This window comes from Metabacillus litoralis, from assembly GCF_007994985.1.
Classification (GTDB): Bacteria; Bacillota; Bacilli; order Bacillales; family Bacillaceae; genus Metabacillus; species Metabacillus litoralis.
Genome location: NZ_VOQF01000005.1, coordinates 98,029 through 124,511 on the forward strand (window position 1 = coordinate 98,029; position 26,483 = coordinate 124,511).

The window sequence follows — 26,483 nt, forward strand, 5'->3', positions numbered from 1 at the left end:
GTGAGACGATTTAGTAAAATCGTCCACCTGCTTTTCTTATTGCTCACTTGATGAAGTTGAATCAAATTCATCTGTTGGTTCAGTGTCACCTGATGATAAACCACTTGTTTGCATTCCTAAGTGTGATTTAAGGATATCTTGTGTTTCAATCACACTTTCTTCTTCAGGTAACCAATATGATATACCATCAATATACTCGCCAACACCATCTAATTTAATTGTTTCTATATTACTTGTGCTAAAGTTTGAATATTTTTGATAAAAACCTAACAGCTCTGACACTTTCATGTTTGTTTCGACATTTTTACCTACTTCATCAGTTAGTTGATCTACTTTAAAAAGTGTACCAGCAGAAGCAACCTCTTTAATAACTGCTTTGACAACCTCTTGCTGTCTTTCATTACGCCCAATATCGTTATTCGGGTCTTGCATACGCATTCTTGCATAAGCAAGTGCATATCTGCCGTCTAATTCCATAGGACCTTCATAAAATTCAAGAACTTCAGCTTTGCGATCATCGCTATTTTGAGTGAAGTCGAAAGGTACATTAACTGTTATGCCACCTACAATATCCACAATATTTTTAAATCCATCAAAGTTAACAGTTGCATAATAATCAATTGGGATTTCAAGGAAGTCTTCAACAGTCTCTATTGTTAATTCTTTTCCGCCCTTTGAGAAGGAGTGATTTATTTTGTCCAAACCTTCTTCTGGAATTTCGACTCGCGTATCACGTGGAATACTTAAAAGCTTCATTGATTGATCTTTAGGATTAAAGGTCGCGACCATTAATGTATCTGAACGACCACCTTTTCCTCCACTTGAATAATCTTCAACACCTAGAAGTAATATAGATACAGGATCATTTGAAATATTGACAGCATAATCACGAAGTTTGGATTTATCTCTGCCTAAATCATCATAAGAATCATTAGCGGCATCCATTGTTTGGTAAAAAACATAGCCGATATATAGGCCGACACCTATAAATAACAGAAGAAATAATCCTAAAATGCGTCTTAATATCGGACGTTTCTTCTTCTTTTTCACTTTCTTCATATCTTTTCTATTCATAAAATTTCTCCTCAGTTAATCAAATTTCTACCTGCTCCTCCAAATAAGTAACATCACCTTCAGAAATTTCACTTTTCCCATTCGTCAGCTCTGTCATCCATTCGAAAAAAGCATGCTTTTTCTCTTCTTCTACATAGGCTTCCACTTCAACGTCATTTAAATAATGAATTTCCTTTAACAAATATGTGGAAGAACGTAATTCATTTTCCACTTTCCCCAACCATGTATAGTCAATCTTCGTATGCATCACACGCATGAGCTTTCTTTCGACAATTCCTGCTGCTTGTAGTCCTTCTGAAACGGATTTACCATAAGCACGAATTAATCCTCCACCACCAAGTTTAATGCCACCGAAATAACGGGTAACAACTACTACTGTATCTTTGAGGTTTTTCTTTTTTAGAACCTCTAGCATCGGAACACCGGCTGTACCAGTTGGTTCACCATCATCATTCGCTTTTTGAATGGAATTATGTTCGCCAATTAAGTAGGCAGAGCAATTATGATTTGCATCATGATGCTGCTTTTTTATTTTTTGAATAAAGCTTATCGCTTCTTCTTCAGTTGTGGCCCTTTGTGTATAGCAAATAAAACGGGATTTCTGGATAATTATTTCATGCTCTCCATAGCCTTTTACGGTATAATAATGTGAAAGCATGCTTGTACACCTCCTGACAAGCAAGCAAATTTAGAATAGCATATTTCTTTATTATAAAACGACATTTTTTTTACTTCAAATGTTATTAATGTGACAAACTAAAAAGAGTGAGATTTTACGTCGGTTTTTTCGCGGTAAATCTCGAGTATCTTTTTATTATATACATACTAAGCGGAGGGAAAAAAATGAACTCCAACAAGAAAATGGATAGTAAAATACTTGATGAAGTCTTGGATAAAATGATTTCGACTGTTGATGGAAGTAAGGACGAAATTTTTCAAATAGGTGAACAATCTAGAAAACAGTATGAAGGATTAGTTGAAGAACTTAGAGATATAAAGATTCAGGTAGGAAAAGTCATAGAAGAAGGTGATAAGCTAGAGGTTCATGCTCGTTTTGCGCGAAATCGCCTATCACAGGTTAGTAAACACTTTAAGCAGTTTTCAGAAGAAGAGATACGTGACGCTTACGAGAAGGCTCATAAGCTACAGGTTGAGCACTCTATGCTTCAACAGCATGAAAAGCAGCTTAGAGACCGTCGTGATGACTTAGAGCGCCGTTTGCTTGGGTTACAGGAGATTATCGAAAGATCTGAGGCTCTTGTTAGTCAGATAACGGTAGTGCTAAACTATTTAAGTCGTGATTTACGTCAAGTAGGTTTGCTTTTAGAAGACGCACAACAAAAGCAAGATTTTGGTTTACGGATTATTGAGGCTCAGGAGGAAGAAAGAAAGCGAGTTTCTAGAGAAATTCATGATGGACCTGCACAAATGCTAGCAAATGTGATGATGCGTTCTGAATTGATTGAGCGTATTTATCGTGAGCGTGGTGCTGAGGAAGGCTTCAAAGAAATTCGCAACTTAAGGACGAATGTTCGTAATGCTTTATATGAAGTAAGACGAATCATTTATGACTTAAGACCAATGGCTCTAGATGACTTAGGGCTTATCCCAACCCTCAGAAAATATATGAACACGATCGAAGAATATAATGGAAAAACGAAGATTACTTTCCAAAGTGTTGGGGAATTGAATGATCACCGTTTACCATCAAGATTTGAGGTTGCTTTGTTTCGCTTAGCACAAGAAGCTGTTACAAATGCTTTAAAGCATGCTGAAGCTACAGAAATTACGGTTAAGGTAGAAGTAACAAAAGAAACCATCACGCTTGTGATAAAAGATGATGGTAAAGGTTTTGACATGAAGAAAAAAGTGGCAAATAAAGATAAGAAATCATTTGGCTTAATCGGTATGAAAGAGCGAATTGATCTTCTAGATGGAAAAATGACAATGGACTCTAAAGAAGGACTAGGGACTTTTATCATGTTTCAAGTTCCAAATCAAGTAGGATAAAGCTTATATCCGACATAATTTGGACTAAAGACATATTGACGGGTTTACTAGTAAATAGAATAGAATAGTACTGTGGGGAGGCATAACATGAAAACGAAAATAGTAATTATTGATGATCATCAGTTATTTCGTGAAGGTGTAAAACGAATTTTAGATTTTGAACCAAGCTTTGAGGTTGTTGCAGAAGGTGATGACGGTGAAGAAGCTTTAGCGATTGTAGAAGCTCATAAACCAGATGTTGTGATCATGGATATTAATATGCCAAAAGTAAATGGTGTTGAAGCAACAAAGCAGTTAATTGAAGCAGATGAAGATAACAAGATCATTATTTTATCCATACATGATGATGAAAATTATGTAACACATGCATTAAAAACAGGTGCAAGAGGTTACCTATTAAAAGAAATGGATGCTGATACACTTATTGAAGCTGTGAAGGTCGTTGCAGATGGTGGATCATATTTACATCCTAAGGTAACACATAATCTTGTGAATGAATTTAGAAGGCTTGCAACATCAAGTGGACAAGCTACCCCAACGCAACCTTTACAACCAGAAATTCGACGTCCATTACATATTCTTACTCGCCGTGAATGTGAAGTTCTACAAATGCTAGCAGATGGAAAAAGCAACCGCGGAATTGGTGAAGCATTGTTCATTAGCGAAAAAACAGTAAAAAACCATGTAAGTAATATTTTACAAAAAATGAATGTAAATGATCGTACTCAAGCTGTTGTATATTCTATTAAAAATGGCTGGGTTGAAGTGAAATAGATTTTAGACTACAAGGCAGACTCGGGTAATTAGGGTCTGTCTTTTACGTCTAGAAATTTGTAAAAGTAATTGGTGCTTCGTGACAAACTTGTGTCATAATAGAAAGGGAATGATACATATAATACGGAAATAGAAATGATTAATATGTACAAGGAAGGAATTTTACCATGAAAACGGCTATTGTAACTGATAGTACAGCATATATCCCTAAAGAAATTCGTGAAAAACATAATATACATATGATTCCTCTTAGCGTAATTTTTGGCGCAGAAACGTATGCGGAGGAAGTGGAAATTTCATCTGAGCAATTTTTTGCAGAAATGAGAGAAAAGCAAGAGCTTCCCACTACTTCACAGCCTTCTGTTGGTATGTTTGTTGAGTTGTTTGAAGACTTAGCAAAAGAGTATGATGCTGTGATTTCGATTCATCTTTCAAGTGGAATTAGTGGTACTTTCAATGGTGCTGTTACAGCTAGCGAGATGGTTGATACAATAAAGGTTTATCCCTTTGATTCGGAAATTAGTTGTATGATCCAAGGGTTTTATGCTCTTGAAGCAGCAGATATGGCGAATGAAGGAAAAACACCAGATGAAATAATGTCTCGTTTAAATGAAATGAAGCAGTCAATGCGTGCTTATTTTATGGTAGATGATTTGACGAACCTACAACGTGGGGGACGTCTTAGTGGTGCACAAGCGTTGATAGGAAGTATTTTACAGGTTAAACCAATTCTGCATTTTGAAGAAAAACTCATTACTCCTTTTGAAAAAATTCGCACAAAGAAAAAAGCATTAAACAGAGTGTATGAGCTTTTTCATGAAGACGCTAGTCTGGTTGTGCCAATGCGAGCAGTTGTTATTCATGCAAATCGCCCAGAGGAAATCGAAATCATTAAACGTGATCTTGAAGCGAAATATCCTCATGTTGAATTTATGACAAGCTATTTTGGTCCTGTTGTTGGTACTCACCTTGGTGAGGGAGCGATTGGGTTGGGCTGGTATAAGAAATAGTTCCTAGTTGGATGAATAGGGATATGAGAGGGAAGTACGAATGGTGTGGTACTTTCTTCCTGTATTTCCGTTAAATTATGGACAGGTCCTAAAACTTGCTTCATACTATTATTATAGACAGATTAAGGAGGTCCAACTCTAATGAATACTACTTCCAACAACACACTACAATCAAGTAAAGATGAGGTAAAACGTACATATCGTCATTGGACAACTCTTGAAGATCGCAAGCTTTTACAACTTCGTGCAAGTGGATTGAAGTTTAAGACGATTGCTGAGCAGCTTTGCCGTACCCCGATTAGCGTCGAAAAACGCTTTCGTAAAATTTATAACAAAAAATGAGGTGAAACATGCGTTTTCTATTGAAGGAAAATGTCCTCTCCCCCGTGTTTTCACATCATGATGGCTTACCAATATCAAAACATTCAAACATCCCTCAAATATCAATGCAACATCACTTTTCCTATTCAAAACAACTTCAAGAATTTCTCTGTGGGAAGGAGTTACTATCTACAGAAATTTCTTTCTCCTTTGAAGAATTATTTTCTCATTATCAAAATGGCTTTGTTCGGCTGAATTACGGTATTCTACTTGAAAAGGGCCGAAGAACATGCAACAGATGTGGTAATAAAGATGAATCATTTTTTGCCTTTTTTGATTGTGCAAAATGTGGAGAACCGAACTGTTATTATTGCAGAAAATGTGTGATGATGGGGCGTGTTAGTGAATGTACACCACTATTTAGCTGGTGTGGACCAAATGCTACAAGTTCCGAGAAGGTTAAACTGCAATGGAATGGCAGTTTATCAAAAGGGCAGACAAAAGCTTCTAATGCTGTTATCCAGACTGTTAATACAAATGGAGAACTTCTAGTCTGGGCAGTTTGTGGAGCTGGTAAGACAGAGGTGTTGTTCAAAGGACTTGAATCAGCATTAGGTCAAGGAAAGAAAGTTTGCATTAGCACACCTCGTACTGATGTTATTCTAGAATTAGCTCCACGTTTGAAAAAGGTTTTTCCGACTATTGAGATTTCAGCACTATATGGAGGAAGTGAAGATCGAAATAAACAATCATCCCTTTATATCTCTACAACACACCAACTCCTTCGATATAAAGAAGCCTTCGATTGCGTCATTGTTGATGAAGTTGATGCCTTTCCATATACAGCGGACACATCCCTTCAATTCGCTGTGAAAAAATCCCGAAAGCAAGAAAGCTCTCTTATTTATTTAACAGCAACACCATCTAAGCAATGGAAAAAAGAAGTGCAACAAAAGAAGCGCAATGCTGTGAAGATTCCATTACGTTATCACGGTCATCTTCTACCTGTACCAGAGTTTATGTGGTGTGGAAATTGGAAGAAGCGACTTATGAAAGATCTGCTTCCCAAAAATGTCGAGAAATGGTTGGTTAGTAGGTTGCAAAGTGAAAAACAGGCATTTTTATTTGTTCCGTCTGTTTTAGTTATCCCAAAGGTTGTAGGTATTCTTAAACAACTTGATGATCGAATTGAAGGAGTTCATGCAGAGGATCCTAATCGACGTGAAAAAGTAAATTTATTTAGAAATGGAACGATTCCAATCATAGTTACTTCAACAATTTTAGAAAGAGGGGTAACCATTCCAAACAGTGATGTTGCTATTTTGGGAAGTGAGGATGAAATTTTTACAGAAAGTGCTCTTGTGCAAATTTCAGGAAGGGTTGGCAGAAGTGCCTCTCATCCAACAGGTACGATAACATTTTTTCATTTTGGTAAAACAACAGCAATGATAGAAGCAAAAAAACATATAGAGAAAATGAATAAAGCAGCAAAGAAACAGTGACTATATTACCAAAAATTTGAAGATAACTTTTCAACTTTCCATTGTTGTGGCATAATAATCTAAAATTGCTTACAATTTGCGAAACTGGGGAGATCAAATGTAATGGTCATTAACGCAATGGAACGTATCATGAAGGACTTATTAGATGAATATAAAAATCGCTTACAATTATCCTGCACGTGTGACGAATGTTTAGATGATATTTTAGCTTTAACATTGAATAAAACCCACCCACGTTATGTAACAGATTCTGATAAGATAATGTATGTTAAGGCGGAGTTTGTTGACAAGCAAAATATGACATCTTTATTTGTTAAGCTTGCAGAATGTGCAAAAATTGTTTCAGACAAACCAACGTGTAAAATGACAACAAAAGGAGAATGAGAACTATTTTTTGTTTAATTTGTCATGAAGAATTTTCCCAGCAAGTAACTTGGACGAGCTTGCTTTTATCATCAGATCAGCAAATGTGTGGTGAGTGTTATGATTCACTGCAGAAAATAACTGGTTCTACTTGTTCGAGGTGTTTTAGACCGCAAGAAAGTGATGAAATTTGTAGTGATTGTCAGAGGTGGAACGCTGATGAGCAATGGCAAAACGTGATCCGAAAAAATGTCTCTGTTTTTCACTATAATGATGCAATGAAAGATATACTAGCAGCCTATAAGTTTCGTGGTGATGCAGAATTAGTGAAGGTTTTTCAAAAGGATTTTCTTGCTAGTTTTAAAAAATATTATTCTTCATATAAAATAGATGGAGCAGTACCCATCCCATTAAGTGAAGAACGGTTATATGAGCGTGGCTTTAATCAAGCAAAGTTGCTTGCGAACAAACTTCCCCTTCCACAACTAGATATCCTCCAACGAACACATCATGAAAAACAATCGAAAAAATCCCGCCAACAGCGAATAACAGCTTCAAACGTGTTTTCTCTAAAGAATTCAAGTAAAATAGGTAATAAGAAACTACTATTAATAGATGATATTTACACAACAGGTAGTACACTTCACCATGCTGCCAAAGTGCTTATTGATCATGGAGCGGAAACTGTTTATTCTCTTACATTAATTAGAAGCTAAAAATTCTCAAAAACATGCCGATATAATAACTAGATACCGAACCGGATAGGAGAATGAATATATGGGAGAATTAGCTAATTGCCCAAAATGTAATACGTTATTTATAGAAACACAATTTAGAACAGTTTGTGATGCATGCTTCAAGCAGGAAGAAAAAGATTATGAAACAGTTTATGCTTTTTTAAGAAAGCGTGAAAATCGTAAAGCACTTTTACATGAAGTAGTGGAGGGAACTGGAGTACGTGAAGAATTAATTCTGAAGTTTATTCGTAACGGAAGAATTCAACTGTCTAACTTTCCTAATTTAGGCTATCCTTGTGAAAAGTGTGGAAAAACGATAAGAGAAGAAAAACTCTGTGAAGGCTGTAAAAAAGATATTCACAAGCAGATTCATCAAATGGAGCAGGTCGAAATGATTAGTGAGCGAAATAAGGAGCACACTCCTAAGTCAACATATTACTCAAATAGTACTAAAAATAGATAAAAAACTAAATAAATTCTCGGGAAATCCGATAAAAACTATAGATAAATGTGCGATGGTAATGAAAGTGAGGGTTAATCATGAAAATTAATAATCTAGGTTCAATGGGTGTAAACCCTTATAAACGAAATTTAGAAAAAAGTGCAGATGCTGCAACAAAATCGCAGAAGAAGGAAGATAAAGTAGAGATTTCTTCAAAAGCAATTGGGCTTCAACAAACAAATGAAGTAACGAAAGCTAGACAGGAAAAGGTTCAAGCGATTAAGACTTCTTTAGAGAGTGGTAACTATACGATTGATCCAAAGGCGATTGCTAAAGGATTAGTTAATTTTTATAAGAACTAATAAGGTTCACCAATAAATGGAGGGTTATGAATGGTAGTAGAAAAGTTAATGAATACATTAGATAAACTGTTACAGCTACATGAAAATCTCTATCAAGTAGCCCTTCAAAAAACAGACTATCTAAAACAAAATAACGTAGAAGAGTTAAAAGAGCTGCTGAAAAAGGAGCAAATGTTTGCTCAAGCCATTAAACAAATTGAGACAGAACGGATTCAGCTATCAGCAGAATTTTTAAATCGTGAGCAAGACTTAACACTTTCAGCTTGTATTGAAAAAGCAGAAGGTAAACATAAAGAAAAACTTGAACAAGTTGCTAGTGATTTTTCGAAAACAATGGACAAGCTGAAAGCAGCCAATCAGTTAAATCGTGAATTAACACATCAAGCTCTTCAATTTGTTTCGATTTCATTAGACATGTTAATGCCTCAAGAAAATATCACAAACTATCAACGACCGGACGCAAGCAATGCACCATCAGATAAATTAAGACGATCATTATTTGATTCACAAGCATAACGGAGGGAGGAAAAACAATGACATCTACATTTTATGGATTAGAAACGGCAAAACGTGGAATGTTCACACAACAAAGTGCCTTAAGCACAACGGCACACAATGTGGCGAATGCAAATACACCAGGCTACACACGTCAACGCGTTAATTTTGTCCAAACAGAGCCGTATCCACCAACATCGAAAAACAGCCCGAATATTCCTGGTCAATTAGGAACAGGTGTAAAGGCTGGAACGGTAGAGCGTGTGAGAGAGGGCTTTTTAGACATCCAGTATCGAAGTGAAAATAATAAACTAGGATACTGGGATTCTCGTGCTAATGCATTAGAAAAAATGGAAGAAATCATGAATGAACCATCTGATACAGGTTTATCAATCACGATGGACCGCTTTTGGCAATCACTACAGGATTTAGCTTTAGATCCAACAAACGCTGGTGCACGTTCGGTAGTGCGTGAGCGTGGAGTTGCGTTAGCTGAAACATTTAACTATTTATCTACTTCTTTACAGTCAATTCAGGGTGATCTGAAAAATGAGTTGAATGTATCTGTAAAGGAAATCAATTCACTTGCAAACCAAATTAATAATGTAAACAAGCAAATTTCTGAAATTGAACCACATGGTTACTTACCAAATGATTTATATGATGAACGTGATCGCTTAATCGATCAGCTTTCTTCTTTAGCAAATATTAAAGTGACGAATACTCCATCAGGTGGTAATGCAATAGATATCGCAGAAGGTTCAGTAACGATTGAACTTGTTGATGATAATGGTAAGTCGCTTGGTACACTTGTCGATTCAAAATTTAAACGAGCGAATGAATTTAAAGTTGGATATAATGCTGACAATGGTCTAGTAGAATCTGTCACAATAGGTTCGAAAAAGATGGATATTTTAGAATTTAACAGCACTGGAAAAATTAGCAGCTTAATAGATTCTTATGGATATACGTATGAAAGCAACAACACTGTGTTTGAAAAAGGTCTATTTCCTGACATGGTAGGAAAGCTAGACACAATGGCATTTGAATTTGCTAAGCAATTTAATGAAACTCACCGTGAAGGTTGGAGTATTGAAGATTACAACAATGGAGCACAAACACCTGTTGATTTCTTTTCATTTGGTGCTACAACATTAACAAATCCGACTGGTGCTTCATCATTACTACAAGTATCAAAGGATATCATTGAGTCGACTGATCATATTGCAGCAGCATTTCCTAATTCAACAGGGAACGTGACGATTGGGAATAGTGCGAATGCTATTCGACTAGCGGAAGTGAAAAATAGTACCTTTAGGATTGGAAATGAAACAACTACATTCCAAAACTACTACGAAGGAATTATCGGTGGAATGGCAGTAGATGCTCAAGAAGCGGAACGTTTAACAACAAACAGCCAAACATTAAGAGATTCTGTAGATACTCGAAGACAATCAGTAAGTGCTGTATCATTAGATGAAGAAATGACAAACATGATTCAATTCCAACATGCATATAACGCATCAGCACGAATGATCACAATGCAGGATGAAATTTTAGATCGGATTATAAATGGAATGGGATTATCAGGAAGGTAGGTAAATTAACATGCGCGTAACACAAAGTATGCTAGCATCTAATTCGTTACGAAACTTAAGTAACAGTTATTCCAATATGGGCAAATACCAAGATCAATTAGCTACAGGTAAGAAAATTAACCGACCTTCTGATGATCCTGTTGTGGCGATTAAGGGAATGTTTTATCGGACGAACTTGACTGAGGTTGAGCAGTATAAGCGAAATTTGAATGAAGCTTATCAGTGGATGGAGAGTTCTGAGCAGGGAATTGAGCATGTAACTAAGGTTACTCAGCGTATTCGAGAGCTATTAGTTCAAGGGCAAAATGGTACCAACACTCCAGAAGGTTTAAAAGCGATTGCAGTAGAGATTGGTCAACTGAAAGAGGATATTGCTGGTGTAGCTAATACACAGGTTGCTGGAAGGTACATTTTTAATGGAACAATGACGGATGTTAAGCCAGTAGCTGTTAATGCAGATGGATCATTTACTCATGAAATGAATACCGAACCAATTAATGTTGAGGTTTCAAAAGGTGTGCAGCTTAAGGTTAATGTTAACCCAACAAAAGTATTCGATACGGATTTTTTTAATACATTACAAGCAATTGAAGATGGATTAAATAGTGGAAGTTTAGAAGGTTCTGATTTATTAAGTAAGCTAGACGGTCATTTTGAAAAAATATCTGCTGAACGATCAGAGATAGGTGCAAGATATAATCGCCTTGAAATGATTGATGCTAGACTTCAAGATCAAGAAATTATTGCAAGTAGAATACTTTCTGAAAATGAAGATGCTCATATAGAACGTGTGATATCAGATTTGACGATTCAAGAAAGTATCCATCGTGCATCACTTGCTGTAGGTTCAAAGGTCATCCAACCTACTTTAATTGATTTCTTACGATAAGAATACACTTTAACAACACTAACTTTTAGGTCTGACACTATATTTGAGTCAGACCTTTTTAATAGGAGTGAAATTCGTGAATATCCCTCAAATTCGTTTGCAAAGTGTATCAGCACAGATAGGTATACATACTACTAATGCAAAATTAAATATTGAACAAAAGCAAGCGAACCTATCTATTCAGCAAAAGCCTGCAGAAATACAAACCAAAACGACCCCATCAAAGCTGACAATCGACCAAACAGAAGCTTGGGCTGATATGGATTTAAAACATATTTTTAGAAGGATAGAGGATGCCGCACAACAAGGCTATAATGACTTATTATCTGGAATTAGTAGAAGGGTTCAAGAAGGAGAACAACTTATGGAAATTGAGAAAGGTGGCAATGCTATTGCTGACATTGCGAAGCAAAGGACTCAGGAGCAATCACCTCCAGTTAATATTCGCTTTATCCCAACTGCAGGAAGTGTGAAAATTAGTTATGAGCCGGCAAAAGTCAATATTAAAGTGAATGTAAATAAGCCGATAATTGATGTAAGAGTTAATAATCCAACTTTTGAATACCAACCTGGTTCTGTAATAGTAGATTTAAGAAGAAGAAATGATTTAACAATAGATTTTATATCAAATAAGGTAGGGGCAAAAGTTCTGTGAAAACTATTTAAAATCCACAGTAATCTCCTAGTTATTAGGAAGGAGGTCTCGCAATCGATCTTAACAATCATGTTAATGATAATAGTGTAGGTTAACAAGGGGAAGGAGATAAAACGACAATAGACTATTGTTATGTTCATTTTACACCTTGTTCATGTTTGGGCCAAGAGTCTCCCTTCGCCGGTTGTTGAAAATGCAAGGATTCTGCTAAACAAAAAGCTAAGCAGATCACTGTTCTAAATTCCATTTTAGAAATCAGGAATGTATTAACTCAATTGGGGTTTTATTGAAATTAATTCCTCTCTTTCTTAGTTATCGATTGAATTTTCCTTTGATAATACAAACAGTCATTATTTTTTCACTTGAAAAAGTGAGATCTATTCTATCTTTTAACTTTACATTTACAATAGCTTTTTAACTTGAGGCACTTTAAACCTGGTAGAATTCGAATTACCTGAAATTAAACTTCATAAATCCTATTTATTAGTTAATAATTGAGTTTGCAACTTGTTATAAACCTTTTGTAAGTTTTTGGTATGTGGTTGTTAACCGTGCTGTTAACCAAAAATCAGGGATGGCATTTTTTTTGCATTTAAATCCATTTAAATCAAGGGATTAGCCTATTAATATAAAAGTTTTGACAATATTATAAAGAAAAAGGAGAGTGACAAATGGTCATTCAAACGAAATATCATGGAGAAATGAATTTAGATGAAAAGGAAGTTCTCCATTTTCCATCAGGTATTCCAGGCTTCTTAGAAGAAAAAAAATTCGTACTAGTACCGTTAGATCACAATTCACCATTTGTTATTTTACAATCGATACGATCAGCAGATTTAGGGTTTGTTGTCGTAAATCCTTTTGATTTTACACAAGAATATGAATTTAAATTATCTGATGGAGAAAAAGAACGTTTACAAATAGAAGATAATTTTTCTATTTCAGTATATACAATCTTAACTTTAAAAGAACCTTTCGAAGAATCCACGGTAAACTTACAAGGTCCAATTATTATTAATGAAAACAAAAAGCTCGCTAAACAAATCATTTTAAGTGACTCTACCTACACAACAAAACATAAACTGTTCATAGAAAAAACAGCCAAATAAGGGGTGGAAGTATGCTAGTGCTAACACGGAAGATAGATGAAGCGATACAAATAGGAGATGAAATAGAAATTAAGATTCTATCTCTACAAGGTGATCAAATTAAAATAGGAATAAACGCCCCTAAGCATGTTGAGATACATCGGAAAGAAATTTACTTATCCATACAAGAATCTAATAATGAAGCTGCTACTGTTTCTCCATCGATTTTAGATCAAATGAAAAGCCAAGATTTTAACCTTAAGTGATGATACTTAAGGTTTTTTTATTGCAAAAAAAAATCTTTTTAAAAATAAAAAAAATTTAAGATTTCTATTAAACTTCTGCTAATCAAGTCGATATATATATTGTAAGGCAAACAAGCTAAAGGCGGCCGACTTTAGCTAATATATAACCACATGGATGTGGACAAACCTAATTTCAAGGAGGAAATATAAAATGATTATCAATCACAATTTAAATGCAATGAACTCTAACCGTCAAATGGGAATTAACAACAACTCTGCTGCAAAGTCTATGGAGAAATTATCATCTGGTATGCGTATTAACCGTGCTGGTGATGATGCTGCAGGTTTAGCAATCTCAGAAAAAATGCGTAATCAAATCCGTGGAATGGATCAAGCTAGCCGTAACGGACAAGATGGTATTTCATTAATTCAAACAGCTGAGGGAGCTTTGAATGAAACACAAGCTATGCTACAACGTATGGCTGAACTGTATACTCAAGCATCTAATGAAACTTTAACAGCTGATGATAACGATAAGATTCAGGCTGAAATAACACAATTACAAGGTCAAGTTCAAAATGTGGCTACTCAAACTAAGTTTAATACTAAGGAACTTTTGACAACGGCAGCTGCAACTACAGCTGTAGTATTTCAAGTAGGTGCAAATGCAGGAGAGACTATTTCTTTATCTCTATCGGATAATACAGCAGCTACTTTAGGGGTTGATGCAGGAACTTTAACTGCACTTGATGGTACAAATGCAGTTGCTTCTGCTAACTTAACAGCAGTTCAAACTGCAATTAATACAGTTTCTACAAATCGTGCAAACCTGGGAGCAGTTCAAAATCGTCTAGAGCATACGATTAAGAATCTAAATAATGGTGCAGAAAATCTTCAAGCAGCTGAATCTCGTATCCGTGATACTGATATGGCGAAAGAAATGATGGCCTTTACTCGTTCTAATATCCTTAACCAGGCTTCACAAGCTATGCTAGCACAAGCAAATCAACAACCACAAGCTGTATTACAATTACTTCGTTAATTTAGTAGGAGGACCTTAGTTAAACTAGGGTCCTTTCTTTTATATATGTACAATAATGTACTTGTATACACTACAAGAAAATAAGGAATTATATTAATCATAATAATATAATTTTAAAAATGAAACGGAGTCGTATAAGTATGAAACCATTTATTTCACTTTGTATGATAGTTAGAGATGAAAGCAAAGTATTGAGAAAATGCTTAGAGTCTGTAACTGGAGTTGTAGATGAAATTATAATTGTAGATACAGGTTCTGAAGATAATACAAAAGAAATAGCTAAAGAATATACATGTAACGTCTTTGATTATAAGTGGGATAATAGTTTTGCGAATGCAAGGAATTATGCTTCCACTTATGCTAAGGGAGAATGGATTCTAGTATTAGATGCAGATGAATATGTTGACCGAGAGAATCTTCATGAAGCAATTGAGGAAATTAAGCAAAAAAATAATAATTATGAAGTATTTTCTGTAAATGTTGTAAATTACACAGGTGCAACTGGAGAGGTAATAATTGAACATAAACCTACAAGAATTTATCGGAACTACATTGGGTTAAAATTTTACCGTTCAATTCATGAACAATTAAGAAATCAAGATAAATCAGATATTACTTATGGACTTTCTTCATTAAAAGTTTATCATACAGGTTATCTTACTAAGGTAGTGCAAGAAAAGAACAAGAGAAGCCGCAATATGTCTTTGTTACAGGAAGAGCTTAAATACGGTAGAGCATTTGACTTCTTCAATTTAGGAAATGAATTAAGGCAAAGTGGTGAATATCAAGATGCTTTAGAGGCTTATATAAATGCATATGACAAGAAAGATAATACATCTTTAGACTGGGTACCTTTCTGTTTATTTTATATGACAGAGTGTTTAATTGATTTAGCTAGATTTGATGAGGCATTAAAAGTTATCGTGGATGCTGAAAATTTATATAATAATACTGTAGATTTTACTTACTTAAAAGGACTGATGTTTTTAATTCAAAAACGTTATGATGATGCAAAAGGTGTATTTTTAGATATTATATACAATAGAATGGAAACTGATGGGATAATAATAAGTTCAGATTACAAAAGTTATTTACCAAATAGAAGATTAGGTTTTATCTTTGAACAAGAAGGAAATTATGAAGAAGCAATTAAGTATTACATTAATGCATTAAATTATAATAAACTATGTCTTGATTCTTTATATAGAATTCTTATTCTTATGAAGAAGTTTCATTCAGAATCTGAAATGGTTCATTTCTTTTCTCAAAATATAATCAATAATAAAGGTACAAATTTCATAAAAAAGATATTGATCTTGGCTCTAAATCAAGGATTAACTGAGTTTTCAAAACTTATCTCTTATTATTCAGAAGATTTTAAAAGTAACTCCATAATTAACACAAAGATAGATATAATAGATGGGAATTATAAAACCTTAACTTTAGATAAAAATTTGATATCAAATCTAAAATTAGCCTTAAATAGTTCTATAGTTGAGACTGTAGATTTGTTTATTTTATATTTAGAGATGGATGTTTCAGAGAATAGGATAAATTTGGAAGAAATCTTACGTGATACAGATCTAAGATTCTTAATAGATCTATTTAATCAACAATTAAGTGAAATTGAAGCAAATAATCTAGATGTTTATTTTTACGTAATGCAAAAATGTATCATTTTTAATAAGCTAAATATTATTGATTGGCTAGTAGGATTGAAAAAATTCTCAAATGTAAACATCGATAGGGAAATTGCGAATGTTTTTTTCTCTAATGGATATGAAGAATTGGGAATTGAATTTTATGAACATGCAGATGAAAATTATTTAAATGAGGATGATTATAATCAAATAGTTGAATGGTTAATCAAACAAGAAAATTATGAGGAAGCTTATAGAATTTTAATCAATGCAAACACCAGGTTTGAAAATGACTTTAGATTTTATAAGCTTTTGATTACCATTGGGAAAAAATTAAACAAAGATATTAAGAATATTTCAAAGAAGGCATTGGAGTTATTTAAAGAAAGTGAATGGTTATATTCAAATATTCCGAATAACATTCAATCTAATACTCAATTTGATAACAAATCTACGGGAAGTTTAGTCGAACTATTCAATAAGGCAAACGCATTATGTAAACAAAATAAGGATCTTGAAGCAACGGAAATTTATTTGGAATTGACAGCATCAAAGGAATTTTCTGCAGTTTCTTATTTTAAATTGGGAGAGATATTCAATCGTTCTGGACAAGTTATGGCTTCAAAAAAATACCACTTGAAAGCATTTGAAATGGATCCTAATTTAACTCAAAAAATTCTTAACCCTGATCATCCCGCACATAATTATATTTTTAATAATGTTGATGAGCACATAGTAGATTGCTGTCCCTTATGTGACAATCAAGGATCACCATTTTCATCATATAATGCGGTTACTAGTATTGACTTTTTAGAGGGTTTTAATCCAATTAGGTTATGGATGAGATGCGATGTTTGTCATCATCTTTATGCTAATAGTTATCCGAAGAACTTAGGTGAAATTCTCTCAAGATCTTCTTTCGATTTTAATTTAAATACTAACACAAACCTCTTTCCAATAATCGGTAATATAGTTTCTAAATTTAAGGAATTATCACCTGGTAATAGAATGTTAGAAGTGGGAGTTGGTGCGGGGGAGATGTCTGCCGTAGCAAAAGAGTTTTTATTTGATGTGACGGGAATTGATATTCGACCGGTATATGCTGAGAATATATCTAAGTTATTAAATATACCAGTATACTCTGTTGACTTTCATGAGTATCAAGCAGAAAATCTGTTTGATGTAATTTGTATGGGAGATGTAATAGAACATATAATCGATCCGGTTTCTTCAATAGAAAAGGCTTCAAGTCTATTAAATCGAAATGGAGTATTGTGGATTTCAACACCCAATTTTGAAAGTGCATTTTCGCTCGTTACAAAAGATAAAGACCCAATGTGGAGAATAATAGAGCATTTAAACTACTTCTCTTTTAGATCATTAAAAAAGCTGCTCGAAAAATGTAATTTTAAGATAGTTGATTATAAAGTATCATCACACTATAATGGCTCAATGGAAGTTACTGCAGTGAAATTAGATTAAATAATTAAAAATGAGTGAATCGATAGTAAAGTATAAGATTAATGTTTCTCTCTCAATATTTCAGTATAGCTTGCTTATTATGATCATCAATTTAGCATCAGTAATCTTTAGATTCTTTTTGAATCGCATTATGGATACTTATCAAAACTTCTAAACCTTAGAAGGGAGTTCTGTAAATCTCTACCTTGTTGAAAGGTTCTGTTCAGGAAACATTTGTCCTAACTACTATAAGTTTAGGGGACGTTTCTGTAGAAGAGGTGTTATGACACTAAACAGTTTTTCGTCCTCTATTAATCATGAACTTTAGTAGCTATATTTCCATGTTGAGAGGAGAACTATTTTGTAAGTGCATTTTATTTATAATGTGATCACCCCATACTAATTCGGGATTCTTTACGATATTTTTTTAAAATCCTGAAAAATTTAAATTGAGTCCTTCATACACAATTTAAGGGTAAACTTAGTTTTGCTAGGGTCCTTTTTACAAAGATAAGAGTGATACTATCGATTATGTCATTGCTGTTAATCATTAGAAAATCTATGTAGATTTACGGATTTCCCATCTGTTTTTACTCATAATTTTAAGTGGTAATTTCCTCTAAACAAATGTTCATTTATTGGATTTCCTATTACCATCAAACTAGTAATTTTCTAACTTCACAAAACTTTATTGAAAACGTTCTTGCAATGCGGTGTTTTTTTATATAATGTGGCTAAAATTTTTTCTAATTCACTGGATAATTTTTTTGGAAAACCGATATAAATTCCATAAGTTAAATTGATCCAATAAAGGAACTTTTACTATTATTGAGTGATTGTAAGTCGATAATTAAAACGATTAGAGGAGGAAAGTAAGGATGAGTATTACTTCAATAAGATTTTCAGGTTTAGCATCAGGTATGGACACTGAAAGTATGGTTAAGCAGCTAGTTGATTCTCAAAAAGGTAGACTAATTAAATTGCAACAAGCTAAAACACTTAATAATTGGAAAACTGATATTTACAGAGATGTTAATGCTAAACTTGCTAATTTTCGAAAAGCAACAGAAAATTTAAGGCTTGAATCACCTTTTAATAAGCAAACCACATCTGTAAATAACGAAGAAAAGATAGGAGCAACTGTAACAGGTACACCATCGTTATCTTCTTATACAATTACGGAAGCTACGATGGCGACAGATGCTAGGGCTGCATCAGCAAGTTTCACTTTGAACGTTCCACAAGATGGGAAAATCGGACAAAACATTTCTTTTAACCTAAATGGATCTGCAACTGAAATTACACTCACTGCTGATGATACTATTTCTTCAGCGATTACAAAGATAAATAATGCTGGAACAGGAGTTAAGGCTTCATATTTTCAAGATGGTAATTCCATTATATTAACAAGTGATACCAAAACATCAACTGCTCAAGTAGAAATTACAAATTTAACGGTTGACGGGAGTACTGCTGCTACTTCGAATAACTTAGGTCTCTTTAATGGGATTATTGATGGTAGTACGGACACTTTTACTCCAAATAATGGTGTAACAGCTGCCAAAGGTCTTGATGCGGTAAATGCAAAAGTAGTCATCAATGGATTGACAATTAATCCTACTGGAAATAGCTTTTCTTTTGATGGAATACAATTTGATTTAAAATCCAATATCACATCTGATCAACCAGTTACAGTTGAAACTAAGCAAGATACACAAGCTATTTTTGATAGTATTAAAACCTTCGTTGATAAATACAATGAACTTATTGCTGATTTGAACACAAAGATAACAGAAAAGCAATATCGTGACTTTCCTCCATTAACTGATGAACAAAAAAGTGAAATGAAGGAACGAGACATTGAATTATGGGAAGAAAAGGCAAAAAGTGGTTTGGTAACTCGTGATCCCTCAATATCTAGCTTTTTAAATGATCTTCGAAATAGTTTAATGACACCTGTAGCTAATGGTGATGAAGGATTCAAGATGCTATCTAATATTGGTATAACAACAAGTAAAAACTATCGAGAAAATGGCAAATTAGAGCTAGATGAAACAAAGCTTAAAGCTTCACTTGAAAGTAACTTAGAAAGTGTAAAAAAACTTTTTAGTTCTTCTAGTAGTATTACACAAGATAACACACTAACAAATAAGACAAAGCATGATGAAAGTGGATTTGGACTTAGATTATATGAAAGGATAGGCCAAGGAATTACTGATTTAAGTAAAAAAGCTGGAGCGTTAACTTCTAGTATTGACGTAAATAGTTTTATGGCCAAAGAGTTAAAGAATATAGAAAGTGGAATATTAAAAGAACAAGATAGAATGCAAAGGTTAGAGGATCGGTATTGGCAACAATTCCAAGCAATGGAATCAGCTATACAAAGAGCTAACTCCCAAAGTGGTTGGCTCGCACAGCAATTTAGTGGTGGTATGTAAAGAAGCAGAGGTATTCCTTTGCTTCTTTTTTTACCGTAATACTAAAAATTAAATTGTAATTACCGATATATACACTATACAGGGGTTTTATTACGAAGGGAGAAAACATGGATGTCAATTGAAGGTATTTCAAATCATTCTGTTGCAGTTAATTCAAATTATGTAAATGATGTACAAAATGCACAAAAGGATCAGTTGGAAACAATAGAGCCTAAGTTAGAAGAATTCAATCAAGTAGTATCAAAAGAAAAGCTTGAAGAGGTTATCCATGGGTTGAATAATTTTTTAATACCTACCACAAATACAGCATTAAAATTTGAATTACATGAAGAACTAAACACATATTATGTGAAAGTGATTGATGAAAATTCGAAAGAAATTATACGTGAAATTCCGTCAAAGAAATTACTCGATATTTATGCCTCAATGACAGAGTTTTTGGGATTAGCGGTTGATAAAAAGGTTTAGGATAATAAAAGGAGTGCAATGAAAATGGCAATGAACAATCCGTATCAATCATATCAATCAAATGCAGTAACAACAGCATCACCTGGTGAACTAACGTTAATGCTTTATAATGGATGTATAAAGTTTATCAAACTTGCCAAAAAAGCTATCGAAGAGAAAAATATTAGTGAAAAAAACACCAATTTGATTAAGGCACAAAATATTATTCATGAATTGATGGTTACGATAAACATGGATTATGAGATTTCCAAAAATATGTTAGCAATGTATGACTATATGAAGAATCGTCTTGTAGAAGTGAATATTAGTAATGACCTTGAAATTTTAGAAGAAGTTCAAGGTTATGTAGAAGAGTTTCGGGATACATGGAAGCAAGTGGTTCAAGTAAATCGTCAAAAACAACATAAAGGTGGACAGGCATAGTGAATGCCGTACAAAAGTTATATGATACCAGTGTAGATTTACTATCTCTTTTAGAGAAGGATGCATCAAGTGAGGGCCGAGATCAGTTTATTCAAGAAATAGAGTCTTACTTGCAAGTTCGTGAAGAAATGATGAAAATGATAAATCCTCCATATACTCCTGAACAGAAGGATATAGGGAGCAAACTAATTGAATTAAATAAGAAAATTAACCTTCACTTAGCAGGTTTAAAAAAAGAGATTCAGGTTGATTTACGTAAACTAAATAATAATAAAATAAGCAAAAAAAAATATCAAGATGCCTATCAACCAGATACAATAAGTGGATTATTCTATGATAAGCGTAATTAACTAAATTTATAAAAGTATATGAGTCAATAAAACTATAAATGGGAAAAGTTATTTCATAATAGTCATTAAGAACTATATATAACCCAGGATAAAAGTATTATAATATTGATATGCTACTAAACTACCAAGTGAAAAAGGCAAACCATCGGAAACGCTGGGACGCAAAGCTAAGGGCCTTCCTCATGAACTGATATTTCATGAATGGCAGCCGGTTGCCACAAGGAATCATAGTCTATCAACCTATGAACCTTGTAAAAGGTTTATTTTTTTATGCCTTTTTCACAAAGAGAGGAAAAGGAAAATGAGAAATTTATTTCGTTTAAAACTATTGCTTATCGCATTGGTGCTTCTAAGTTACCAGATAATTGTTCCGATTGGGAGCGTATTTGCAACATCAGCTAATATGTTACCGCCAAGCAATCTTGCTGTAGAAAAGGTAACACCTGATGATGTGAAGCTAACTTGGAGCGCTGTATACGGAGCTTCTGGTTACCAAGTGTATGAGATTAAAGATGGACAAATCCTTCCTTTAGGGGAAGCGGAGTCGAACAGTTATACTGCCAATGATCTTGAAGAAGGTTATTATGAGTACGTTGTATCAACATTAAGCTCGGAAGGTGAATCAGGTCCAAGTGCTCCTGTCTCAGTTACGATTGAATACCCAGAGATGACGGCACCCGGAACATTCACGCAAACAATCAAAAATGGTAATGATATCGTATTGACCTGGGGTGCATCACAGTTTGTAGAAAAATATAATGTTTTTCAAATCTCAGGAGATGGTGAAAGGTCATTACTAACTTCTGTACCAGGCACAACTCACACAGTAAGTAATGCACAAGAAGGTAACTATTCATATGCTGTTTCTGCAGTAAATTCGTTATATGGAGAATCGCTTCTATCAAATCAGCTTGATGTTGCGGTTGTTCACCCAACAATGATAGCACCAGAAAACTTTACGTATTCTGTGACAAATGGGAATGACATCACATTAAAATGGAATTCTGTTTCTTTTGCGGATAATTACAAGGTTTACCAAGTGATTGATGGTGAAAAGATTTTAAAGGATACAGTAACAAGTACTTCTTTAAAATTAACGAATGTTCCTGCTGGGGAATATATGTATGAAGTTCACTCAAACAGTAACCGCTTTGGCGAGTCAGAAAAGGGCAGTCAATTAAATGTAACAGTTGACTCTATTACAATGGCAACACCAAACGTTACGTACAAGCTACAAAATATTAATGATCTTACGTTAACATGGGGAAGCGTTTCTTATGCTAACAGCTATAAAATTTATCAAATTATTGATGGAGAAAAAGTCTTACAAAATACAGTGACAGGATCAAGTATCACATTCAAAAACATGCCTGGTGGAGACTACACATATGAGGTTTACTCATATAGCGACCGTTTTGCTGAATCAAACGAAGGTGGCAAGGTTTCGTTGCACGTAGAGACTGTTACAATGGCTGCACCAGAAAACTTCAAATACGAAATTCAAAATGGGAACGATATCGTCCTAAGTTGGGATAGTGCTACAAATGCTGACAGCTATAAAATCTATCAAGTCATTGATGGTCAAAAGGTTCTGAAAAGTACCGCTAGTGGAACAACTGTCAGATATAGTAATCTACCTGAGGGCAACTACAGCTATGAAGTTCACTCGTATTCTAGTCGTTTTGGTGAATCAAATGAAAGCAGTACGCAAGCAATCACGCTTGTTCATCCTACGATGGAGCCACCGACTAATGTAGAAAAAACAATAAAAAGTGCTTCTAGCTTTACTATTAGCTGGGACCTGGCACCATATGCAACAAACTACAAAGTTTATCAAGTAGTTGATGGCAATGAAGTTTTAAAAAGCACTGTCACAGGGGCAGCTGTTTCATATAGTAACATAGCACCAGGAGATTACACATACGTTGTTTATGCGAACTCTTCGCGCTTTGGTCAGTCTGCTAGTGGTAGTAAGGTAACATTGACACTAACGGGACTTACGATGGAAGCACCAACTAATTTGTCACATACAATTACAAATGGAAATGATATGACGTTAAAGTGGACAGGTGTTCAAAACGCGAATGGCTATAACATTTATCAAGTAATCGATGGCGAAAGTGTTCTTCAAAAAACAGTAACAGGTACTTCTGTAAAGTTTACGAACATGCCTGCTGATAACTATCAATATAAGGTTACTTCTTATTCAAATTTATACGGTGAATCTGAGGGGAATGCGAACGTAGAGATTTCTTTAGTTCACCCAACAATGGAAGCTCCTACAGACTTTACCTATACAATTAAAAATGGAAATGATGTTGTGCTTAGCTGGAAATCAGTTGAGTATGCTAATACTTATAATGTTTATGAGATAATTGAAGGCGAAAAGAAATTAGTTAAATCAGTGTCATCATTATCTACAAGCATTGTGAATGTGGCAGAAGGTGATCATAAGTATGTTGTTCATTCTGAAAGCAGCCGTTTTGGTGAATCAATAAATAGCAGTGAAGTCTCTTTGGCTATGGTTCATCCAACGATGCAAGCACCAGGAAATGTATCACAAACAATCCTTAACGGAAATGATATTTTATTAAAATGGGATGCTTCAGAATATGCAACGCTTTATAATGTGTATCAAGTCATTGATGATGAACTAGTTTTAGCAAAAACAGTAACAAGTACGTCAGTCAGATTTAATAATATGCCTGAGTCTGAATATGCGTATGTGATTCATGCCTTTAGCACACGCTTTGGTGAATCAGTTGAAGGAAGTAAGCAGTCTTTCACGCTTGTTCATCCAACAATGCAGGCTCCAGCTAATCTTTCGGAAACGATTGTAAATGGTAATGATATTCGCTTGAAATGGATTGCTTCAGATTATGCAACAAGCTATAATGTGTATCAAATTATTGATAGCGAGCGGGTTTTACAGAAAACCGTAACAGGTACAAGTGTCACTTTTGTCAATATGCCAGAAGGTGACTACACATATGAGGTTCGTGCTGAAAGTAATCGTTTTGGTGAATCAGCAAATGGAATTGACCTTTCATTAACCCTTGTTCATCCAATCATGCAAGCACCAGAAAATCTAACAAAAAGTATTGTAAATGGAAATGATATTGTGTTGAAATGGAATGCTTCAACATATGCAACTGAATATAGAGTATACCAAATTGTTGAAGAACAACTTGTATTAAAATCAAGTGTAAAAGGAACAACGGCAAGATTTAATAACATGCCAGAGGGAGATTACGAATATGTCGTTCATTCATATAGTAATCGCTTTGATGAGTCACCAAATGGAAGCTCTACCAACTTCACATTAACATGGCCTGTTGTTGAAGCACCGGTTATTTCAGCTAAAGTAGAAAATATAAACAATATTACGTTATCTTGGCCTGTAGCAGCTTGGGCAAATGAATACCGTGTTTATCAAATCACAAATGATGAGAAAACATTAATTTATAAAGGTACTGCGCGAAGCTATAAAGCTAATAATCTTTCAGAAGATACACATTCTTTTGAGGTAACAGCCTACAATACACGATTTGGTGAATCAACTGCTTCAAATCGTATAACAGAAACAATTGTTTATCCAATTATGGAGCCGCCAACGGCAAGCTTGACTCTTGTAAGTGAAACAAGTGCAAGAATTAATTGGAATTTTATTACCTATGCAAATGGCTACAACATCTATGAAGTGATTGATGGAGAATTAGTGTTAATTGCTGAAAAAGTAAATAATTTAATGTATGCGCTCTTGAATTTAAGCTACGCAAATCATGAATATGTTGTCACGTCATACAGTAACTCGTTTGGTGAGTCTGAACCATCAAACATAGTACTGGCAAAGTTAATTTTAGATGAAGAAGCACCAGTTACAACTGCTAAGGCACCAACTGAGTGGGTAAATCAAGATCAAGTCATCACTTTATCAGCTACAGACAATGAAACAGGAGTTGCGAAAACGTATTATTCAGTTGATGGCAGTGATTTTGAAGAAGGCACTTCTTTTGAAGTAAAAGGAGAAGGTATCCACAATGTATCATTTTACTCAATTGACAAAGTGGACAACACTGAAAAAGTTCAAACAATTGAAGTGAAAATCGATCAAACAGCACCAGTGACAACTTCTGATGCACAAGACTTTTGGAGTATGGAAGATGTAACAGTGAACTTAACTGCAGACGATGGACAAAGTGGTGTTGCAAAAACCTTCTATTCTATTAATGGTTCTGACTATGTAAAGGGAACAGCCTTTAGATTAACGGAAGAAGGAATCCACGAAGTGAAATTTTTCTCAATGGATCACGCAATGAATATAGAAGCGATAAAGACAATTGAAGTGAAAATTGATAAGACAGCACCAGTTGTAAATATGGATTTAGGTACTGAATACAAATTAGGTACTGACTTGGAATTATTCTACAATGCAGAAGATACTATTTCTGATGTAGTTATCGAGAAAATGATTGTTTCTTATCCTGATCATACTGATGGAAAAGAGATTGTGAATGGTACTTCTATTTCATTAGACAATCCAGGTACCTACAATGTAACAGTTATTGCAACAAATGGAGCAGGCTTAACAACAATAATTGAAAAACAATTTGTCGTGTACATTCCTGCAACCATTGATGTGACGGCTAAAGTCATTAAAGGTAATAAGGGAGTGTTTACAGTTAGAGTAGACTTACCAGCAGGATTTGATACAAAGGGATTTGAACTGGATAAAGCTACCGTGAATGGAGTAAACGCCCTAACAAGCAACAAGGGCTACTATAACCAAGCGAAAATTGGACAATTCAAGTTTGAACGTTCTGACTTTACTTGGGATTCTTCAGAAGAAACACTTGTGTTCCGAGGATATCTTGATGGTTATTTAGTTGTTGGACAAAAGACTGTAAGAGTTCAGAAATAAACGATTCTGTTCTCTACCGGTAAAAGCAGATAGAAATGAAAAACTCGTCTACTAAGGCGAGTTTTTTCATTTAATGAATGAATACAACATATATTATTAACACACCCTTAAAGTTCCCTGCACAAACTTAACCCAACCAAACAATCTTCTACAAAATTCACAAAATTTTTCAAAT

The 26,483-nt window shown here is 34.4% G+C and carries 24 protein-coding genes and 1 riboswitch; of the genes, 22 read left to right on the plus strand and 2 right to left on the minus strand.

Annotated elements, in window-relative coordinates; all coding sequences use genetic code 11:
• Positions 1-36 precede the first annotated feature (36 nt).
• Together FS935_RS08665 and FS935_RS08670 are read right to left on the minus strand one after the other, a co-directional pair.
• On the minus strand, positions 37-1,074 hold the full coding sequence (locus FS935_RS08665; RefSeq protein WP_146947593.1) for an LCP family protein: 1,038 nt from the start codon (positions 1,072-1,074) through the stop codon (positions 37-39).
• Between the two features lie 19 nt (positions 1,075-1,093).
• Positions 1,094-1,732: a YigZ family protein gene (locus FS935_RS08670; protein WP_146947595.1), complete on the minus strand. Its 639-nt coding sequence runs from the start codon at positions 1,730-1,732 to the stop codon at positions 1,094-1,096.
• A 185-nt stretch (positions 1,733-1,917) separates the two neighbouring features.
• Here FS935_RS08670 and degS point away from each other — a divergent pair, with 185 nt between their 5' ends.
• The 22 genes from degS (at position 1,918) to FS935_RS08780 (ending at position 26,308) form a co-directional block, all read left to right on the plus strand.
• Positions 1,918-3,084, plus strand: a complete 1,167-nt coding sequence (gene degS / locus FS935_RS08675; RefSeq protein WP_146947597.1) for a two-component sensor histidine kinase DegS — start codon at positions 1,918-1,920, stop codon at positions 3,082-3,084.
• An 87-nt stretch (positions 3,085-3,171) separates the two neighbouring features.
• A complete protein-coding gene (gene degU, locus FS935_RS08680; RefSeq protein WP_146947599.1) occupies positions 3,172-3,858 on the plus strand; it encodes a two-component system response regulator DegU in 687 nt (228 codons plus the stop codon).
• Positions 3,859-4,025: 167 nt separating this feature from the next.
• The gene (locus tag FS935_RS08685) at positions 4,026-4,868 is read left to right on the plus strand and encodes a DegV family protein (RefSeq protein ID WP_146947601.1); all 843 of its coding nucleotides are present in this window, start codon (positions 4,026-4,028) and stop codon (positions 4,866-4,868) included.
• Between the two features lie 141 nt (positions 4,869-5,009).
• Positions 5,010-5,210, plus strand: a complete 201-nt coding sequence (locus FS935_RS08690) for a helix-turn-helix domain-containing protein (protein ID WP_146947603.1) — start codon at positions 5,010-5,012, stop codon at positions 5,208-5,210.
• 8 nt (positions 5,211-5,218) lie between these two features.
• Positions 5,219-6,691: an ATP-dependent helicase ComFA gene (locus tag FS935_RS08695; RefSeq protein ID WP_146947605.1), complete on the plus strand. Its 1,473-nt coding sequence runs from the start codon at positions 5,219-5,221 to the stop codon at positions 6,689-6,691.
• Between the two features lie 102 nt (positions 6,692-6,793).
• Positions 6,794-7,075 (plus strand): late competence protein ComFB, encoded by a 282-nt coding sequence (gene comFB, locus FS935_RS08700; protein WP_146947607.1) that lies wholly within the window; start codon positions 6,794-6,796, stop codon positions 7,073-7,075.
• Positions 7,072-7,770: a ComFC family protein gene (locus tag FS935_RS08705; protein WP_146947609.1), complete on the plus strand. Its 699-nt coding sequence runs from the start codon at positions 7,072-7,074 to the stop codon at positions 7,768-7,770. Before comFB ends, FS935_RS08705 begins: the two co-directional genes overlap by 4 nt.
• 61 nt (positions 7,771-7,831) lie before the next feature.
• The gene (locus FS935_RS08710) at positions 7,832-8,254 is read left to right on the plus strand and encodes a TIGR03826 family flagellar region protein (RefSeq protein WP_146947611.1); all 423 of its coding nucleotides are present in this window, start codon (positions 7,832-7,834) and stop codon (positions 8,252-8,254) included.
• 77 nt (positions 8,255-8,331) lie between these two features.
• Complete coding sequence (flgM, locus tag FS935_RS08715) at positions 8,332-8,595, plus strand: flagellar biosynthesis anti-sigma factor FlgM (RefSeq protein WP_146947613.1); 264 nt, start codon at positions 8,332-8,334, stop codon at positions 8,593-8,595.
• A gap of 30 nt (positions 8,596-8,625) precedes the next feature.
• A complete protein-coding gene (locus tag FS935_RS08720; protein ID WP_146947615.1) occupies positions 8,626-9,111 on the plus strand; it encodes a flagellar protein FlgN in 486 nt (161 codons plus the stop codon).
• 17 nt (positions 9,112-9,128) lie between these two features.
• Positions 9,129-10,688 (plus strand): flagellar hook-associated protein FlgK, encoded by a 1,560-nt coding sequence (gene flgK, locus FS935_RS08725; RefSeq protein WP_146947617.1) that lies wholly within the window; start codon positions 9,129-9,131, stop codon positions 10,686-10,688.
• 10 nt (positions 10,689-10,698) lie between these two features.
• Complete coding sequence (flgL, locus tag FS935_RS08730; protein WP_146947619.1) at positions 10,699-11,577, plus strand: flagellar hook-associated protein FlgL; 879 nt, start codon at positions 10,699-10,701, stop codon at positions 11,575-11,577.
• 76 nt (positions 11,578-11,653) lie between these two features.
• Positions 11,654-12,232: a DUF6470 family protein gene (locus FS935_RS08735; RefSeq protein WP_146947621.1), complete on the plus strand. Its 579-nt coding sequence runs from the start codon at positions 11,654-11,656 to the stop codon at positions 12,230-12,232.
• Between the two features lie 671 nt (positions 12,233-12,903).
• Entirely contained in the window at positions 12,904-13,341 is a 438-nt protein-coding gene (fliW, locus tag FS935_RS08740; protein ID WP_146947623.1) for a flagellar assembly protein FliW, read from the plus strand.
• Positions 13,342-13,352: 11 nt separating this feature from the next.
• On the plus strand, positions 13,353-13,586 hold the full coding sequence (gene csrA / locus FS935_RS08745; protein ID WP_146947625.1) for a carbon storage regulator CsrA: 234 nt from the start codon (positions 13,353-13,355) through the stop codon (positions 13,584-13,586).
• Between the two features lie 190 nt (positions 13,587-13,776).
• Positions 13,777-14,607 carry a flagellin N-terminal helical domain-containing protein gene (locus tag FS935_RS08750; protein WP_146947627.1) on the plus strand — a complete coding sequence of 277 codons (831 nt, stop codon included), beginning with the start codon at positions 13,777-13,779 and terminating at the stop codon, positions 14,605-14,607.
• A 140-nt stretch (positions 14,608-14,747) separates the two neighbouring features.
• Positions 14,748-17,729 carry a glycosyltransferase gene (locus FS935_RS08755; RefSeq protein ID WP_158638571.1) on the plus strand — a complete coding sequence of 994 codons (2,982 nt, stop codon included), beginning with the start codon at positions 14,748-14,750 and terminating at the stop codon, positions 17,727-17,729.
• Positions 17,730-18,586: 857 nt separating this feature from the next.
• Positions 18,587-20,146: a flagellar filament capping protein FliD gene (gene fliD, locus FS935_RS08760; RefSeq protein ID WP_146947630.1), complete on the plus strand. Its 1,560-nt coding sequence runs from the start codon at positions 18,587-18,589 to the stop codon at positions 20,144-20,146.
• Positions 20,147-20,257: 111 nt separating this feature from the next.
• Entirely contained in the window at positions 20,258-20,614 is a 357-nt protein-coding gene (gene flaG / locus FS935_RS08765) for a flagellar protein FlaG (RefSeq protein WP_146947632.1), read from the plus strand.
• A 24-nt stretch (positions 20,615-20,638) separates the two neighbouring features.
• Positions 20,639-21,037 (plus strand): flagellar export chaperone FliS, encoded by a 399-nt coding sequence (gene fliS, locus FS935_RS08770; protein WP_146947634.1) that lies wholly within the window; start codon positions 20,639-20,641, stop codon positions 21,035-21,037.
• Positions 21,037-21,387 (plus strand): flagellar protein FliT, encoded by a 351-nt coding sequence (fliT, locus tag FS935_RS08775; RefSeq protein WP_146947636.1) that lies wholly within the window; start codon positions 21,037-21,039, stop codon positions 21,385-21,387. Before fliS ends, fliT begins: the two co-directional genes overlap by 1 nt.
• A 126-nt stretch (positions 21,388-21,513) precedes the next feature.
• A riboswitch (cyclic di-GMP riboswitch) is annotated at positions 21,514-21,607 on the plus strand.
• Positions 21,608-21,688: 81 nt separating this feature from the next.
• Complete coding sequence (locus FS935_RS08780; protein WP_146947638.1) at positions 21,689-26,308, plus strand: OmpL47-type beta-barrel domain-containing protein; 4,620 nt, start codon at positions 21,689-21,691, stop codon at positions 26,306-26,308.
• The last annotated feature ends 175 nt before the right edge of the window (positions 26,309-26,483 follow it).